At 69.1% G+C, this 15,397-nt stretch carries 18 protein-coding genes; 2 read left to right on the forward strand and 16 right to left on the reverse strand.

Translation table 11 applies throughout. The features are described from left to right. Positions 1-41: 41 nt before the first annotated feature. Genes ispF through QQX04_RS03050 form a run of 3 tightly spaced genes read right to left on the reverse strand, consistent with a single transcriptional unit; the run spans position 42 to position 1,656 of the window. The gene (gene ispF / locus QQX04_RS03040) at positions 42-515 is read right to left on the reverse strand and encodes a 2-C-methyl-D-erythritol 2,4-cyclodiphosphate synthase (protein WP_301126174.1); all 474 of its coding nucleotides are present in this window, start codon (positions 513-515) and stop codon (positions 42-44) included. Further along, positions 512-1,177: a 2-C-methyl-D-erythritol 4-phosphate cytidylyltransferase gene (gene ispD, locus QQX04_RS03045; protein ID WP_301126176.1), complete on the reverse strand. Its 666-nt coding sequence runs from the start codon at positions 1,175-1,177 to the stop codon at positions 512-514. The genes ispF and ispD overlap by 4 nt, the downstream gene beginning before the upstream one ends. Then, complete coding sequence (locus QQX04_RS03050) at positions 1,174-1,656, reverse strand: CarD family transcriptional regulator (RefSeq protein ID WP_301126178.1); 483 nt, start codon at positions 1,654-1,656, stop codon at positions 1,174-1,176. The genes ispD and QQX04_RS03050 overlap by 4 nt, the downstream gene beginning before the upstream one ends. A 157-nt stretch (positions 1,657-1,813) precedes the next feature. Here QQX04_RS03050 and QQX04_RS03055 point away from each other — a divergent pair, with 157 nt between their 5' ends. Beyond that, positions 1,814-2,293 (forward strand): hypothetical protein, encoded by a 480-nt coding sequence (locus QQX04_RS03055; RefSeq protein ID WP_301126180.1) that lies wholly within the window; start codon positions 1,814-1,816, stop codon positions 2,291-2,293. A 325-nt stretch (positions 2,294-2,618) separates the two neighbouring features. Here QQX04_RS03055 and pstB read toward each other — a convergent pair whose 3' ends face one another. The 6 genes from pstB to QQX04_RS03085 form a co-directional block, all read right to left on the reverse strand. Continuing rightward, positions 2,619-3,398 (reverse strand): phosphate ABC transporter ATP-binding protein PstB, encoded by a 780-nt coding sequence (gene pstB, locus QQX04_RS03060; protein WP_301126182.1) that lies wholly within the window; start codon positions 3,396-3,398, stop codon positions 2,619-2,621. Positions 3,399-3,410: 12 nt separating this feature from the next. Then, positions 3,411-4,373 carry a phosphate ABC transporter permease PstA gene (gene pstA / locus QQX04_RS03065; RefSeq protein ID WP_301126183.1) on the reverse strand — a complete coding sequence of 321 codons (963 nt, stop codon included), beginning with the start codon at positions 4,371-4,373 and terminating at the stop codon, positions 3,411-3,413. Next, positions 4,373-5,377 carry a phosphate ABC transporter permease subunit PstC gene (gene pstC / locus QQX04_RS03070; protein ID WP_436968454.1) on the reverse strand — a complete coding sequence of 335 codons (1,005 nt, stop codon included), beginning with the start codon at positions 5,375-5,377 and terminating at the stop codon, positions 4,373-4,375. Before pstC ends, pstA begins: the two co-directional genes overlap by 1 nt. 80 nt (positions 5,378-5,457) lie before the next feature. Then, positions 5,458-6,579 (reverse strand): phosphate ABC transporter substrate-binding protein PstS, encoded by a 1,122-nt coding sequence (gene pstS / locus QQX04_RS03075; protein ID WP_301126185.1) that lies wholly within the window; start codon positions 6,577-6,579, stop codon positions 5,458-5,460. Positions 6,580-6,751: 172 nt separating this feature from the next. Further along, the gene (locus QQX04_RS03080; RefSeq protein ID WP_301126186.1) at positions 6,752-7,453 is read right to left on the reverse strand and encodes a response regulator; all 702 of its coding nucleotides are present in this window, start codon (positions 7,451-7,453) and stop codon (positions 6,752-6,754) included. Continuing rightward, positions 7,450-8,568 carry a sensor histidine kinase gene (locus QQX04_RS03085; RefSeq protein WP_301126188.1) on the reverse strand — a complete coding sequence of 373 codons (1,119 nt, stop codon included), beginning with the start codon at positions 8,566-8,568 and terminating at the stop codon, positions 7,450-7,452. The genes QQX04_RS03080 and QQX04_RS03085 overlap by 4 nt, the downstream gene beginning before the upstream one ends. Positions 8,569-8,701: 133 nt before the next feature. On the opposite strand from QQX04_RS03085, the gene phoU reads away from it, so the two are divergent. Then, entirely contained in the window at positions 8,702-9,361 is a 660-nt protein-coding gene (phoU, locus tag QQX04_RS03090; protein ID WP_301126190.1) for a phosphate signaling complex protein PhoU, read from the forward strand. 168 nt (positions 9,362-9,529) lie between these two features. Here the strand turns inward: phoU and QQX04_RS03095 are convergent, their stop codons facing one another. From QQX04_RS03095 to nadC, 7 genes are all read right to left on the reverse strand, one after another. Continuing rightward, positions 9,530-10,273 (reverse strand): phosphoglyceromutase, encoded by a 744-nt coding sequence (locus tag QQX04_RS03095; RefSeq protein WP_301126192.1) that lies wholly within the window; start codon positions 10,271-10,273, stop codon positions 9,530-9,532. 140 nt (positions 10,274-10,413) lie between these two features. Continuing rightward, a complete protein-coding gene (locus QQX04_RS03100; RefSeq protein ID WP_301126194.1) occupies positions 10,414-11,466 on the reverse strand; it encodes a lactonase family protein in 1,053 nt (350 codons plus the stop codon). Beyond that, complete coding sequence (locus QQX04_RS03105) at positions 11,466-11,792, reverse strand: histone-like nucleoid-structuring protein Lsr2 (protein WP_301126195.1); 327 nt, start codon at positions 11,790-11,792, stop codon at positions 11,466-11,468. The genes QQX04_RS03100 and QQX04_RS03105 overlap by 1 nt, the downstream gene beginning before the upstream one ends. Positions 11,793-12,006: 214 nt before the next feature. After that, positions 12,007-12,270 (reverse strand): hypothetical protein, encoded by a 264-nt coding sequence (locus tag QQX04_RS03110; protein ID WP_301126197.1) that lies wholly within the window; start codon positions 12,268-12,270, stop codon positions 12,007-12,009. Between the two features lies 1 nt (position 12,271). Continuing rightward, positions 12,272-13,735: a lysine--tRNA ligase gene (lysS, locus tag QQX04_RS03115; RefSeq protein WP_301126934.1), complete on the reverse strand. Its 1,464-nt coding sequence runs from the start codon at positions 13,733-13,735 to the stop codon at positions 12,272-12,274. 158 nt (positions 13,736-13,893) lie between these two features. Next, positions 13,894-14,289 (reverse strand): ester cyclase, encoded by a 396-nt coding sequence (locus QQX04_RS03120; RefSeq protein ID WP_301126199.1) that lies wholly within the window; start codon positions 14,287-14,289, stop codon positions 13,894-13,896. 118 nt (positions 14,290-14,407) lie between these two features. Beyond that, positions 14,408-15,310: a carboxylating nicotinate-nucleotide diphosphorylase gene (gene nadC / locus QQX04_RS03125; RefSeq protein WP_436968461.1), complete on the reverse strand. Its 903-nt coding sequence runs from the start codon at positions 15,308-15,310 to the stop codon at positions 14,408-14,410. Between the last annotated feature and the right edge of the window lie 87 nt (positions 15,311-15,397).

Genomic DNA, 15,397 nt, shown 5'->3' on the forward strand with positions numbered 1-15,397 from the left:
GGCTGCGTCTGCGCAGGACGGCGCCGAGGAGATGAGGGCCGTCAGGCGTCCGGTGCGACGACCAGAGCGGTGGCGATCGCCGCGACGCCCTCGCCGCGCCCGGTGAGGCCGAGGCCGTCCGTCGTGGTCGCCGAGACGGTCACGGGAGCGCCGATCGCGTCCGACATCGCAGCCTCCGCGTCGGCCCTGCGCGGGCCGATCTTGGGACGGTTGCCGATGACCTGCACCGCCGCGTTGCCGATCTGGAAGCCGGCCTCGCGGACGCGGCGCGCGGTCTCCGCAAGCAGCGCAGCGCCAGAGGCGCCCTTCCACTCGGGCCGGTCCACGCCGAAGTTGGAGCCCAGGTCGCCCAGCCCCGACGCGGAGAGCAGCGCATCGCAGATCGCGTGTGCGGCCACGTCACCGTCGCTGTGACCAGACAGCGCGCGCTCGTCGGGCCAGCTCAGCCCCGCGAGCGCGAGGCCCGTGCCGTCGCCGTACGCGTGCGTGTCAGTGCCGATTCCGGTACGGATCATGGCGTCGCGATCCTCTGCTCGAAGTGATCAAGGTCTTCGGGATAAGTGACCTTGCGGCCCTCGACGTCGCCGTCGCAGGTCACCACGCGGTAGCCGTAGCGCACGAGGAGCGAGCCGTCGTCGGTGCCCTCGAAGCCGTCAGCCTCAGCGCGTGCATGCGCATCACGGAGCTCGGTGGCCCGGAAGGCCTGAGGGGTCTGGACTGCGCCGAGAGAGGCTCGGTCAAGGTAGCCGAGGGCGCCGTCGGAGGTCGTCACGATCGTGTCCACGACAGGAAGGACGGGGATCACGCCGTCCGCGTCCTCCAGGGCCGCGAGCGCGCGACCCGACACCGCCACCGGCATGAAGGCACGGGCGGCATCGTGCACGAGGATCTCATCGGCGTCAGGCCTCACCGCGGCGAGGCCGAGCGCCACCGACCGCTGCCGGGTCTCACCGCCTGCGACGACCACCACGTCGGCCGCCACATGTGCGACGGCGTCACGAAAGGCGTCGAGGTGCTCGGCGGGTGCGGTGACCACGACCTGCTCGCACACGGCGGCAAGGGACGACGCGGCCCACGCCACCAGCGGAATGCCGCCGACGGGCGCGAGCGCCTTGGGAACATCGAGACCCAGCCGGGTCCCTGAGCCAGCGGCCGTCACGACGGCCGCGACGGTCACGAGGCGAGGACCTCGTCCAGACGGGCCTCCGCCGACTCCTCGTCGCACTTCTCAGCGAGCGCGAGTTCGGAGACGAGGATCTGGCGCGCCTTGTGAAGCATGCGCTTCTCGCCCGCGGACAGGCCCTTGTCGGTGTCACGACGGCTCAGGTCGCGGACGACCTCGGCCACGCGGATCACATCGCCGGAGGCGAGCTTCTCACCGTTCGCCTTGAAGCGGCGCGACCAGTTGGTGGGCTCCTCGACGTACGGCTCACGCAGGACGCCGAACACCTTCTCGAGGCCAGCCTCGTCGACGACGTCGCGGACGCCGACCAGGTCGACGTTCTCCGCGGGGACCTTGATGGTCAGGTCGCCCTGTGCGACACGGAGCTCCAGGTACGTCTTCTCCTCGCCCTTGATGGTCCTCTTGAAGATGTCCTGAATGGTGGCCGCACCGTGGTGCGGGTAGACGACGGTCTCGCCGACTGCAAAGTTCATTGTGGAGATAGCCCCTTCGTCGCGGAGCCCCAGTCTATCATTCGCGCCCCGTGCAATAACAGGTACACTCTGGGACCCGCCGAAACGACACGCCGTGAGCGACGCCCCGCGTACCCACTATCCTGGTCCTGCACGTCTCCCTGGAAAGGTCCCCTACGTGAAGCTGCAAGTCACCGCCCGCATCGCCGCGGCCGCGATCGTCGCCCTGTCCCTCGCCAGCTGCTCCTTCGCTGCGTCCATCACCACGTCCCAGCAGTACTCCGCCTCCGACGGTGTCCGACTGGAGCTCGAGGACGTCACCGGCCTCAACCTGCTGGTGATCTCCACGGACGAGGGCGCACCCGCCGCGCTGATCGGCTCCTTCGACAACTCGGGCGACGAGCCCGTCTCCGTGACCGTCGGACTCGGCGGCGAGGACACGAGCTTCACGGTGCCGGCAGGCGGCGTCGTCGCGCTCGGCCTCGACGAGGACGAGACCGCCGTCGTGGGCACCAGCACCGCGGCCCCCGGTCTCATCGCGTCGGTCTCGGTCGAGACGCCGCGCTCCGGCATGCAGGACGTGGACGTCCCGGTGCTCGACGGCACGCTCGAGGAGTACGCCGACACGCTGGAGATGCTCCAGTCCGTCGCGGGCTGACGCACTCCGCCTCAGACTCTCCAGAAGCCCCGGGCAGGCCGCCCGGGGCTTCTGCGCGTCCGGGGCCGTCCGGGGCCGTGCGCGCCGCGGCTCGCGGCTCGCGGCTCGCGGCTCAACGGCGCGAGGCGCACGGCGCACGGCGCACGGCGACAGTCCGAACCAACCTCACGCTCGACACCCCGACGCCACGCCGCTCAGGTGCGCGACACGCTGGCGTGTCGCGCCCCGGATTGGTTCGCACTGTCGGCGAGCTGAGCCGCGAGAGGTCCGGGACGACGAAGGCCCCTGGGGTCTCCCCCAGGGGCCGTCGCTCACGTTCAGCGGATCAACCGAAGCGGCCCGAGATGTAGTCCTCGGTGGCCTTCTCGGCCGGCGCCGAGAAGATGGTCGTGGTGTCGTCCATCTCGATCAGCTTGCCCGGCTTGCCGGTGCCCGCGATGTTGAAGAACGCCGTCTTCTCGGACACGCGCGCGGCCTGCTGCATGTTGTGGGTCACGATCACGATCGTGTACTCGGACTTGAGCTCCTGGATGAGGTCCTCGATCGCGAGCGTGGAGATCGGGTCGAGCGCCGAGCAGGGCTCGTCCATGAGGAGCACGTCCGGCTTGATCGCGATCGCGCGGGCGATGCACAGACGCTGCTGCTGGCCACCGGAGAGCGAGGAGCCGGGCTTGTCGAGGCGGTCCTTGACCTCCTCCCACAGGTTCGCGCCGCGCAGCGACGACTCGACCAGGTCCTGAGAGTCGGACTTGGACATGCGCTTGCTGTTGAGCTTCACGCCCGCGAGCACGTTCTCCTCGATGGACATCGTGGGGAACGGGTTCGGACGCTGGAACACCATGCCGACGTGGCGGCGGACCGCGACCGGGTCCACCTGCGGGTCGTAGAGGTTGACGCCGTCCATGAGGACCTCGCCCTCGACGCGGGCGCCGGGGATGACCTCGTGCATGCGGTTGAGGGTGCGGAGGAAGGTCGACTTGCCGCAGCCCGACGGGCCGATGAAGGCCGTCACGGACTTCGCCTCGATGGAGAGCGACACGTCCTCCACGGCGAGGAAGCCGCCGTAGTAGACGTTGAGGTTGTTGACGTCGATGCGCTTGGACATGAAGAGGGGTCCTTACCGTCCGGTCTTGGGGCTGAAGTAGCGGGAGATGAGGCGCGCGATGAGGTTGAGCGCCATGACGATGAGGATGAGCACGAGCGCCGCCGCCCAGGCGCGGTACTCGGTGATCTCACCGACGCACGCCACGGACGGGTCGTTGCACGGCTGCACGCCCTTGCGCCATTCGGACACGATGTACACGGGCAGCGCCATCATTCGTCCGTCGAACAGGTTGAGGTTCATCGAGTCGGCGACGCCGACGGCGACGAGCAGCGGGGCCGTCTCGCCGATGACGCGGGCGATCGCGAGCGTCACACCGGTCGCGATTCCCGCGATGGCGGTGCGGACGACCACCTTGAGGATCGTCAGCCACTTGGGCACGCCGAGCGCGTAGGAGGCCTCGCGGAGCTCGTTGGGCACGAGCCGCAGCATCTCCTCCGACGAGCGGACGACGACGGGGATCATGAGCACCGACAACGCGACGGCGCCGACGAATCCTGTCTTGGTGCCTGGCCCGACGACGATCGCGAAGAGCGCGTACGCGAACAGACCGGCGACGATCGACGGGATGCCCGTCATGACGTCCACGAAGAACGTGACTGCCTTCTTGAGCCAGCCGTTGCCGTACTCGACGATGTAGATCGCGGTGAGCAGGCCGATCGGCACGGAGATGACGGTCGCGGCGATCGTGATGAGCAGCGTGCCCCAGATGGCGTGCAGGATGCCGCCCTCCGGCATGCCTCCGAACACTCCGCGCATCGACTGCTGCAGGAAGTCGAGGTTGAAGTTGGCGTCGCCGTTCGAGTCGACCATGAACCGGTCCACGCCGCGCTCGACCACGGTGACCGACAGCCACACGAGCGGGATGACGGCGAGCGCGAAGGCGAAGTAGACGACGAAGCTCATCCAGCCGTTCGTCAGGCGGCGCCGCAGCGGCAGCTTGCCGAGCCCCGCGGTGTCAAGGGTGGTGGAGGTCATCAGTTGGCTCCCGAGAACTCGGAGCGGCGCGACACGATCCAGCGCGCCAGCATGTTGACCAGCAGCGTGATGACGAACAGCGCGAGGCCGAGCGCGATCAGCGCGCTCACGCCCTGCGAGTTGGCCTCAGGGAACTGGCCCGCGATGTACGACGCGATGGTGTTGTGGTTCGCGGCGTTGAGGATCTGGAACGAGTAGGTGAGGCCGACGGAGAGGATCATGTACACGGCCATGGTCTCTCCGAGCGCGCGGCCCAGGCCGAGCATGGTGGCGCCGATGATGCCCGAGCGTCCGAAGGGGAACACGGCCATGCGGACCATCTCCCAGCGGGTGGCACCCATGGCGAGCGCCGCCTCCTCGTGGAGCTTGGGGGTCTGCAGGAAAACCTCGCGGGTGACGGCCGTGATGATGGGGATCACCATGATCGCGAGGACGATGCCGGCGGAGAGGGCGACGCGGCCCGTGTTGGACACCGTCCCGTCGTCCGCGGGGGCGAAGAGCGGGATCCATCCCAGGTAGTCGGCGAGCCACTGGTAGAAGGGCTGCAGCACGGGGATGAGCACGATCGCGCCCCAGAGGCCGTAGACGACGGAGGGGATCGCGGCGAGCAGGTCGATCAGGTAGCCGAGGCCGGAGGCCAGCTTGCGGGGCGCGTAGTGCGAGATGAAGAGCGCGATGCCGATCGACAGCGGGGTGGCGATCAGCAGCGCGATCGCGGAGATGAGCACCGTGCCGAAGATGAGGTAGCCAGCGATCTCGATGAGGCTCTGACCCTCGTCGGGCCTGATCCATGAGACCTTGTCGGCGAGCTCGCCGGACGCGTCGGTGATGGCGGGCCAGGCCTCCACGAGGAGGAAGGTGGCCACTGCCGCGAGGGTGACGAGGATCAGGCTGGCCGCCGTGATCGACAGGCCTCGGAAGGCGGTGTTCGCCGTACGCTGCGCGGGCGCCGTGAGAGGCGTGATCTCGACGCCTGCGGACTGGCGGTCCTGGGTGGTGGTCACGTAGTGCTCCGTCGTGAGTGACAGCAGGAGGGTGGTGGGTTCATCCTCTCAGATGAACCCACCACCCTGCCTATCCGTTGTTACGCAGCCGCGATCTCGTCGAGGATGCCCGTGATGCGCTCGGAGAGCGTCGCGGAGATCGGCGAGGAGCCGGCGGCGGAGGCGGCCTGGCCCTGGCCGTCGGCGGAGGCCACGTACTTGAGGAACTCGGTCACGAGCGTGCGCTCGGCCTCGTCGTCGTACTGCTGGCACAGGATGTGGTACGAGACCAGGACCAGCGGGTAGGCGCCCGCGGCGGTCGTGGTGCGGTCGAGCTCGATCGCGAGGTCGTTCGCACCGTTGGTGCCCTCAGCGGCGGGCGAGGCGTCGACGACCGCGGCAGCGGCCTCCGGCGAGAACGGCACGTACTCCTCGCCGACCTTGACGGCGACGGTGCCCAGGTCACCGGCGCGCGACGCGTCGGCGTAGCCGATGGTGCCCTCGGTGTCCTGGACGATCTGGACGAGAGCCGAGGTGCCCTGGCCGGACTCACCGGCGGCGCCGGCCCAGTCGCCCGAGGCCTCGTGGCCCCAGGTGGTCGAGGCCTTCGACAGGTAGTCGGTGAAGTTCTCGGTGGTGCCCGACTCGTCGGCGCGGTGCACGATCGTGATGGTCGACGACGGGAGCTCGACGCCCTCGTTCTGCGAGGCGATGGCCTCGTCGTCCCACGAGGTGATCTCGCCGTTGAAGATGTCCGCGATGGTGTCCGCGTCCATGTTCAGCGAGTCGACGCCGGGAAGGTTGAAGATGACGGCGATCGGGGAGATGTACATGGGCAGGTGGATCGCGCCCGACTCACCGTCGCAGCGACCGACGGCGAGCTCGTACTCCTCGGAGTCCATCAGCGAGTCGGAGCCCGCGAAGGAGGTGGCGCCGTCGAGGAACTGGGTGCGACCGCCGCCGGAGCCGACGGGGTCGTAGTTGACGGTGACGTCGGCGTTGAGGCTCTGGAAGCCGGCACGCCAGGCCTCCATGGCCGACTCCTGGGACGACGCGCCCGCGCCGTTCAGCGAGCCGGAGAGCTCGACGGTGGTGGTGGTGTCGTCGGACGACGCGGGGGCCGACGACTCGTCGGAGCCCTCGTTGGACGCCGAGCAGGCGGCCAGGGCGAGAGACAGCACAGCAGCCGTAGCGACGGCACCGGTGCGCTTGGCAATCTTCACGTTCGAATTCCTCACATGCGGATGACCCGGCTCCCTGCCGGACAACTAGAACGCTAGGCAGAGAAGGTGACGGCTCGGAGGGGGGAACCTGAACTCTAGGTGAACATCAGGTGAACCCGATCCTGGGTGTCACGCTGCGATCACGCCGAGGTGGCCGTCAGGTGAACGACGGTCAGGCGGGCGGCTCGAGCGTGTAGCCGACGCCGCGGACGGTCTGGATCAGCACGGGGTTGTGCGGGTCCTCCTCGATCCTCGCCCGGAGCCGCTTGATGTGCACGTCGAGCGTCTTGGTGTCGCCGTAGTAGTCGGCGCCCCAGACGCGGTCGATGATGACCTGGCGGGGCAGGACGCGTCCCGCGTTCTGGGCGAGCAGGAGAAGAAGGCCGAACTCCTTGGGGGGCAGCGACGTGGTCTCGCCGTCGCGCTGCATGGTGAGCCGCTCGGGGTCGATCGTCATGCCTGCGACGCTGACGCGCGTCGGCTCGTCGGCGAGCGAGTCGTAGCCTGCGGCGGCGCGACGCAGCACGGAGCGGACGCGGGCCACGAGCTCGCGGCCGCTGTAGGGCTTGGTGACGTAGTCGTCGGCGCCGAGCTCGAGGCCGATGATCTTGTCCACCTGGTCGTCCTTGGCGGTGACCATGATGATGGGCACCTCGGAGCGTTCTCTGATGGTGCGGAAGACGTCGGTGCCGCTCATGCCGGGGAGCATGAGGTCGAGCAGGACCAGGTCGGCCCCGTCGCGCTCGAAGAGCTCGACGCCGCGGGTGCCCGTCTCGGCGGTGGAGACGCTGAATCCCTCGCGTCCCAACAGATACTTCAGGGAGTCCCTGTAGGACTCCTCGTCCTCGACGACGAGGATGTGCGCCTCGCTCATTCGACCGTTCCCTCCTCCTGCGTCTGGAGACGCAGCGTGAAGGTCGAGCCGACGCTCGGCTGCGACCACACCTCGACCGTCCCTGCGTGGCGCAGGGCGATGTGCTTGACGATGCTCAGTCCCAGCCCGGTGCCGCCCGTGGAGCGGGAGCGTGCGGGGTCCGTGCGGTAGAAGCGTTCGAAGATCCGCTCCTGGTCCTTCAGATCGATGCCGATGCCGCGGTCGATGACGGCGACCGAGGCCACTCCGTCCTCCTCCGCGAGGGACACGGTCACCTTGCCGCCCTCCTCGGAGTACGCGATCGCGTTGTCCACGAGGTTGCGGACCGCCATGACGAGCAGGTCGTGGTCCCCCATGACGACGGGGTCGGCGGTCACGGCGCTGCTCACCTCGATCCGTCGCTGGTCGGCGGTGAGGGCCGCGCCGTCGATCGACTCCTGGACGACCGCGAGCAGGTCGACGGGCTTGTGGTCCCGCACGGACTCCTCGCCCTGGAGGCGCGAGATCTCGATGATCTCCTGGATGAGCTTGGTGAGCCGGCGCGACTCCTTGCGAATCTTGCGCGCGAACTCGCGCACCATGTCGGGGTCGTCGGCGCCCTCCTCGATCGTCTCAGCGAGCAGGGAGAGCGCGCCGACGGGCGTCTTCAGCTCGTGCGACACGTTGGTGGCGAACTCGCGGCGGGTCTGCTCAGCGGCGCGCATCTCGGTGTTGTCGTTCGCGACCGCGAGCGCGAGCTCGTCGCCGAGCGGGGTGACGCGCACGTGCACGTGGGTGATCGCGCCGAGCACGCCGCGGCGGATCTCGACCTCGCGCTCCACGGGCTCGCCACGTTCCCAGGCCTCCTCGGCCAGGTCGGCGACCTCGGGCTGGAGCTTCCCGTCCAGGCGTGCGACGGCCAGAGCGGCGGCGGCCGCGTTGGCGAAGGCGGCGCGACGGTCGCGGCGCACGATCACGGCTCCCGACTGCATCGCAGACAGCACCTCGCGGGTGCGGTGCGGCACGAGAGTGCGGGCGATGACCTCCTGCTTGTGCCGACGACGCAGCAGCAGCGCACCGAACCCGGTGCCGGCGGCGAATGCCAACACGATCCACATGACATCCACGCCATCCATGCGGACACCGTACCCACGCGGCATCGAGTTCACCCAATGTTCACGAGAGACACCATTTGTTCACCGCTGGGCATGCGTCGGCCCTGGAAGTGATGGGAGACTTGTGGGCGTCACCTGTCCCACAAGGAGAACCATGCGAACGCTGTTCACCGCTGAGATGTCCGAGCTCGCGGACGACCTCATCGCCATGGGCCGCCACGTCGAGACGGCCATCAACCGTGCGAACGAGGCGCTGCTCACCGCCAACGTGGAGCTCGCGCAGTCCGTCATCGCTGACGACGCGAAGCTCGACGACATCGAGGAGACCGTCGACGAGCGCTGCGTGCTGCTGATCGCACAGCAGCAGCCTGTCGGTCTCGACCTGCGCACCATCATCTCGGCGCTGCGCATCTCGGCCGCCCTGGAACGCATGGGCGACCTCGCGCAGCACATCGCCGAGGCTGCCCGACGCGCCTACCCGGAGTCCGCGATCCCGGCGGCTCAGCACGAGATCTTCGAGCGCTTCGCCGCGGCGGCCGCGGAGACGGCCACCGCGGTGCGCAGCCTCATGGAGACGCGCGACCTCAACGCCGCGGCTGAGATCGTCTCCGATGACGACAACCTGGACCGGCTGCACGCCGAGGCGTACCAGTCGCTGCTCGACCCCCAGTTCGAGGGCTCCAATCAGGAGGTGCTCGACATCGCCCTGATGGCGCGCTTCTACGAGCGCTTCGGCGACCACGCCGTCGGCATCTCGCGCCGGATCGTCTACCTGGTCACGGGCGACCACACGGGCGAGCAGGCCCGCATCTGACGTCCGAGCCTGCGGCCCGCATCTCTCTCCCGCGGGGCTGCGGGCTCGGTCACGCGCGGCCCGCCTCGGCTCGCGCCGCCTGACACGACGAAGGGCCCCCACCGTGCGGTGGGGGCCCTTCGCTGTCTGGCCAGACGATGAGAGGCTGACCGAACGCTTGCTTCTAGGTTACTTCTTACCCTGGTTCGCGACAGCCTGAATCGCCGCGGCGGCCGCGTCGGCGTCGAGGTAGGTGCCGCGCGGGTTGGTGGGCTTCAGCGTCTCCTCGTCCAGGTGGTAGACGAGCGGGATGCCGGTGGGGATGTTCACGCCGACGATCTCGTCATCCGCGATGCCGTCAAGGTGCTTGACGATCGCGCGGAGCGAGTTGCCGTGGGCCGCGACGAGGACGGTCTTGCCGGCCTTGAGGTCCGGGACCACGTCCGACTCCCAGTAGGGCAGGGCGCGCTCGAGGACGTCCTTGAGGCACTCGGTCTTCGGGACGGGCTCACCGGCGTAGCGGGGGTCGCCCTCCTGCGTGTACTGGTTGTCGTCCGAGATGACGGGCGGCGGCACGTCGTACGAGCGACGCCAGATCATGAACTTCTCCTCGCCGAACTGCTCGAGGGTCTCGGCCTTGTTCTTGCCCTGGAGGTCGCCGTAGTGGCGCTCGTTGAGGCGCCAGTTGCGCTTCACGGGGATCCAGTGACGGTCGGCGGAGTCGAGCGCGAGGTTCGCGGTCATGATGGCGCGACGCAGGAGCGACGTGTGGACCACGTCGGGCAGGATGCCCTCCTCCTTGAGCAGCTCGCCGCCGCGCTTGGCCTCGCCCCAGCCCTTCTCGTTCAGGGGGACGTCGACCCAGCCGGTGAACAGGTTCTTCTCGTTCCACTCGCTCTCGCCGTGGCGGAGCAGGATCAGTGTGTAGGTCATGGACTCAGCCTAGCGGCGTGCCGGGTGGGCGCGACCGGGACGGAATGCCCGAGCGGGGACGACGCAGCACGACGGCCTGAGCGGGACGACGCGCCACTCCCCCGGCCGGCAGGGGCGTCGGCCCTCCGGACCGCGCCCGGTCACCGCTGGGCGACGCAGGCCGGGCTGGTGATCGCGATCTCCTGGAACGGCAGCTCGGCGATCGCGCCGATCTCCTGCTCCGGCGCGAGGGCGAGCACGTCGGACCATGCGTACGAGCGTGCCTGGTGACCGCGCTCGCACGCGATGTGGAGGCGTCCGTCGATCACCGCGAAGTAGCGCGGCCAGTGCCCTGAGTCGAGGCTCGCCCTGTAGCGGGGCCACCCCTCTGGGCTCAGGTCGAACACGGCGATGACATCGGGGCCGCGGACGCCCACGAGCAGGACGTCGTCCACGAGCGCCACATGCGAGGCGTCCCTCGTGTCCTCGGAGCGGGGTGCGACTGCGGTGATCGCCTGCTCCTCGATGAGGATCGCCTCGGCCGTCTCCGCGTCCCAGCGGAAGGTGCGAAGCATGGAGTCGAGCTCGCACGTCACATAGAGAAGGTCGCCGCGGACCGCCATGTGGCGCGGTCCGGACCCCCCGGGCAAGGTGGCGGCGATGCCGTCCGGCTCGAGGATCCCGCCAGGGTCCACGCGGTAGCGACGCAGCTCGTCGGTGCCGAGGTCAGCGACGAGCACGTGCTTGCCTCCCGGCGCGAACGAGGCCGAGTGCGCGTGCGGCGCCTCCTGGCGGTCCGTGCGGGGTCCGTGGCCGTGGTGCTCGTGCCGCTGAAGCTGCTCGTCGTAGCCGGGCATGCCGTCGGGCAGGAGCGCGAGCACCACCAGGTCCCCGCTGCCGTAGTGGCTCACGTAGAGAGCGTCGGCCTCACGGGAGAGCAGCAGGTGACAGCCGTCGGTCCCCCCGGTGGGGATCGACGCGACGACGCGGGGGTCGTCCGGGTCGGACACGTCGATCGTGTGCACCACGGAGGCGGGCGCCTCCGACAGCGCGTACAGGAGCGGCTCCGAGGGGTGGGCGAGGACGAACGACGGCGCGGGCAGCTCGAGCACCTGCGCAGCCGTTCCGTCGTCCTGCCTCCATAGGCCCTCGCCGAGGCCTACGGGCGTGCCGAGGCCCTCAGCGGGGTAGGTACCCCACCAGAGTCGGGCCATCAGTGCGCCGCGTCGTAGGCGTCACGGAGCTCCTGCGAGACGCGTCCGCGCTCGGAGACCTCCATGCCCTGCGCACGGGCCCACTCGCGCACCGCGTGCGCGTCGGTGCGGGACTTGCGGCTGGAGCCAGCGGCGCGGCGGCCACGTCCGGCGGAGACCTTGCGGGACTTGGAGGTCCACTTCTCGAGGTCGGTGCGAAGCGCTGCGGCGTTGTCCGCGTTGAGGTCGATCTCGTACTTGGTGCCGTCCAGCGCGAACGACACGGTCTCGGTGGCGGCGCCTCCGTCGAGGTCGTCGATGAGCACTACCTGGACCTTCTGAGCCATCCTGGATCCTTTCCCAGATTCTGCGGCGAATTCCTGTTCCCTCAGGGAAATCGTCGCGTTCGGTCCCCTCGCACGCCCAGCATAGACATACACCCACGAAAACGCGCGAATTGAGCCGATAACCTGTGGAAATCGGAGGATTAATTCCGATTCCGAGAGGATTGAAATACCCCCGGGGCCATATTTCCCCCACACTCGACGGAAAAGTCGAGAGTTATCCCTGCGAACTGCTCGTCTCGCGGCCCGAGCCTTCGGCCCCGCCGTTCACACCCGAATCCGGTTCCGGCGCGTCCTCGCTGGAAGCGTGCCCCGATCCCGCCGCGGCCTCCTGCTGCGCATCCCACTCCGCCTCCTGAGCGGCGATCGCCGCGCGCTCATTCCTGTCCGCACGGATGACAGCACGCATCACATACCAGAAGAGCAGCCCCACCCCGATGCTCGGAATGATGCTGATCAGCATGGCGTCGATGCCGCTCATGTCACGCCTCGTGCGGCTTCACGAGCGGGAAAGTGATGGTCTCGCGAATTCCCAGGCCGGTGAGCGCCATCAGGAGTCGATCGATTCCCATGCCCATACCGCCCGACGGGGGCATCGCGTACTCCATCGCGGTCAGGAAGTCCTCGTCCACGCGCATCGCCTCGTCGTCGCCCTGCGCCGCCATGCGCGCCTGCTGCTCGAACCGCTCGCGCTGGATCACGGGGTCAACGAGCTCCGAGTACGCCGTCGCCAGCTCGAAGCCGCGCACGTACAGGTCCCACTTCTCCACGATCCCCTTCTTGGACCGGTGGTCGCGGGTCAGCGGGCTCGTCTCGACCGGGAAGTCGCGCACGAACGTAGGCGCGTGCAGGGTGGAGCCGACGTGGTGCTCCCACAGCTCCTCGACGAGCTTTCCGTGGTTGACCCGCTTGGGGTCCACGGAGATCTCGAAGCGGTCGCACAGCATCTCGAGGTGCGCCACCGTTGTGTCGGCGGTGATCTCCTCGTCGATCGCCTCCGAGAGGGAGCCGTACATGTCGAGCGTGGTCCACTCGCCGGAGAGGTCGTACTCCTCGCCGTCGGTGAGCGTCACGACCTGCGTGCCGAAGATGTCGTCGGCGGCTCCCTGCACGAGCTCGCGCGTCAGCGTGGCCATCGTGTCGTAGTTGCCGTACGCCTCGTACGCCTCGAGCATCGAGAACTCGGGCGAGTGCGACGAGTCCGCGCCCTCGTTGCGGAAGTTGCGGTTGATCTCGAAGACCTTCTCCACGCCGCCCACGGCCGCACGCTTGAGGAACAGCTCCGGCGCGATGCGCATGTACAGGTCGATGTCGTACGCGTTCATGTGCGTGACGAACGGGCGCGCAGCGGCGCCGCCCGGCTGCGTCTGCAGCATCGGGGTCTCGACCTCGATGTAGCCGCGAGAGTGCAGGGACTCGCGCAGGCTGCGGTTCAGGGTGGCGCGGTTGCGCACGGTGTCGCGCGCGAGCGGGCGCGCGATCAGGTCCACGTAGCGCTGGCGGACGCGGGTGTCCTCGGCCAGGTCCTTGTGCAGGACGGGCAGGGGGCGCAGCGCCTTCGACGCGATCGCCCACTCCGAGGCGAACACCGACACCTCGCCACGACGCGACTTGATGGCACGCCCCTTGGCGAACAGGTGATCGCCCAGGTCCACGTCGGACTTGAAGGCGGCGAGCGAGTCCTCGCCGACCTCAGCGAGGCTCAGCATGATCTGCAGGCGCTCGCCGGCGCCATCCTGGATCGACGCGAAGCACAGCTTGCCCGTGTTGCGGACGAAGACCACACGGCCGGCGACGCCGACGATGTCCTCCGTCTCCTCGCCGTCGGCCAGCCCGTCATAGGCGGCCTTGACGTCGGCGATCTCGTGAGTGCGGTCCACGGTGACCGGGTAGGCCTCGCCGCCGTCAGCGATGAGGCGGTCGCGCTTGGCGCGCCGGACCCGCATCTGGTCGGGAAGGTCGTCGTCGTCAGGGAGAGCAGGCTGGTCGTTCACGCCCTCTAGGGTACCGGCGGCGCTCCGTGGCCCACGAACCGGGCCGCTCAGCGGCCTCTCACTGGGTTCAGAGCCCCGTCACGCATCACCCACCTGGTCCTTGAGCGCCGTCAGATCTGCTCCTTGAGCGCCGTCAGATCTGCGATCTCCCAGGCCTCCTGGACCATGCCGTCGCGCAGGTGGACGACGACGGCCTGGTCCATGCGGAACGACCTGCCGGTGCCGTCGACCCCTCCGAAGGTGCCGACCATCGTGCCGGTGACGATCACGCGCGCCATCTCGACGCCCTCCTCCGCCACGACCTCCTGCACCTCGTGGTGCAGGTCGGGCATCGCCGCGAGCGCCGCGCGCCACACGTCCTTCTCCTGCGCGCGTGCCGACGTGGACAGACCACCGGGGGCGTGGACCATGACGTCCTCATGCAGCAGCGCATCGAAGGCATCGAGGTCGCCCTGGTCGCCTGCGCGCAGCCATCGAGCGATGACGGAGTCGCGGTGGTCGGACATCCGCCCAGTGTCACATCGAGCGGGCGGGCGCGCGCGGTGAGGTCCGGCCAGAGGGACGACGGGCTCCCGGGTCTCGCGCAGGCGTGTTCCCCGAGTGCGGGCCGGCCCGGCCGCTCGGCTACTTCAGGTCGAGCGCGATGTCCACGATCGGTGAGCTGTGGGTGAGGGCGCCGACGGAGAGGTAGTCGACGCCGGTGACGGCCACGTCGGCCGCGTTGTCGAGCGTGAGCCCGCCCGTGGCCTCGAGCAGGACGCGGCCCGTCTTCTTCTCCTTGGCGCGGATCTCTGCGACGAGCTCGGCCATCGCGTCGGGCGCCATGTTGTCGAGCATGAGGAAGCGGGCGCCGGCCTTGATCGCCTCGTGCGCCTGCGCCGGCGACTCGACCTCCACCTGGACGGGTACGTCGGGGAACGCCTCGGCGATCGCCTGGATCGCTGCGGTCACCGAGCCTGCAGCGGCGATGTGGTTGTCCTTCACCATCGCGCAGTCGTAGAGGCCGATGCGCTTGTTGACGCCGCCGCCGCAGCGCACGGCGTACTTCTCGAGCTCGCGGAGCATGGGCGTGGTCTTGCGGGTGTCGAGCACCTGCGCGCCGGTGCCCTGGAGCGCCGTGGCCCAGCGCCGGGTGTGGGTCGCGATGCCCGACGCCCGTGACAGCAGGTTGAGCATCGTGCGCTCGGCGATGAGGACCACGTGGCCGACGCCCTCGATCGTCGCGAGGGTCGTGCCTGCGTCGACCTGGTCGCCGTCGGAGACTGCCAGCTCGACCGTCGGGCGGGGAAGGCCGAGCCGGATGGCCACCTGGCCGAGCACCTCGGGCACCACGTCGAGCCCGGCGACGACGCCGGACTCCCTCATCACCACAGCAGCGGACACGCGCGCGTCCGACGGGATGGTGGCCTGCGTGGTGACGTCGCGGCCGGGGAAGCCTCCCAGGTCCTCGCTGAGCGTGCGGCGCACGGCGTCGGCGAGCCAGGACTGAGCGAGAGGACGCTCCTGAGGCAGGAGCTCGGGGTGCATCGGGCCGGCGCCCGAGGCGGCGGCGGTGTCGACAGCGTCGGTCATGGCTTTATGTTGGCACGACTTCCTCACACGGCCTGGGCCAAG

The sequence above is a fragment of the Demequina zhanjiangensis genome (assembly GCF_030418315.1).
Classification (GTDB): Bacteria; Actinomycetota; Actinomycetes; order Actinomycetales; family Demequinaceae; genus Demequina; species Demequina zhanjiangensis.

Coding starts and splice junctions, on each gene's coding strand:
- ispF (WP_301126174.1), bottom strand. CDS start 515: ATGATCCGTACCGGAATCGGCACTGACACGCACGCGTACGGCGACGGC.
- QQX04_RS03050 (WP_301126178.1), bottom strand. CDS start 1,656: ATGAACTTTGCAGTCGGCGAGACCGTCGTCTACCCGCACCACGGTGCG.
- pstB (WP_301126182.1), bottom strand. CDS start 3,398: ATGTCCAAGCGCATCGACGTCAACAACCTCAACGTCTACTACGGCGGC.
- pstA (WP_301126183.1), bottom strand. CDS start 4,373: ATGACCTCCACCACCCTTGACACCGCGGGGCTCGGCAAGCTGCCGCTG.
- QQX04_RS03080 (WP_301126186.1), bottom strand. CDS start 7,453: ATGAGCGAGGCGCACATCCTCGTCGTCGAGGACGAGGAGTCCTACAGG.
- QQX04_RS03085 (WP_301126188.1), bottom strand. CDS start 8,568: ATGGATGGCGTGGATGTCATGTGGATCGTGTTGGCATTCGCCGCCGGC.
- phoU (WP_301126190.1), top strand. CDS start 8,702: ATGCGAACGCTGTTCACCGCTGAGATGTCCGAGCTCGCGGACGACCTC.
- QQX04_RS03095 (WP_301126192.1), bottom strand. CDS start 10,273: ATGACCTACACACTGATCCTGCTCCGCCACGGCGAGAGCGAGTGGAAC.
- QQX04_RS03100 (WP_301126194.1), bottom strand. CDS start 11,466: ATGGCCCGACTCTGGTGGGGTACCTACCCCGCTGAGGGCCTCGGCACG.
- QQX04_RS03105 (WP_301126195.1), bottom strand. CDS start 11,792: ATGGCTCAGAAGGTCCAGGTAGTGCTCATCGACGACCTCGACGGAGGC.
- QQX04_RS03110 (WP_301126197.1), bottom strand. CDS start 12,270: ATGAGCGGCATCGACGCCATGCTGATCAGCATCATTCCGAGCATCGGG.
- lysS (WP_301126934.1), bottom strand. CDS start 13,735: ATGCGGGTCCGGCGCGCCAAGCGCGACCGCCTCATCGCTGACGGCGGC.
- QQX04_RS03120 (WP_301126199.1), bottom strand. CDS start 14,289: ATGTCCGACCACCGCGACTCCGTCATCGCTCGATGGCTGCGCGCAGGC.
- nadC (WP_436968461.1), bottom strand. CDS start 15,310: ATGCACCCCGAGCTCCTGCCTCAGGAGCGTCCTCTCGCTCAGTCCTGG.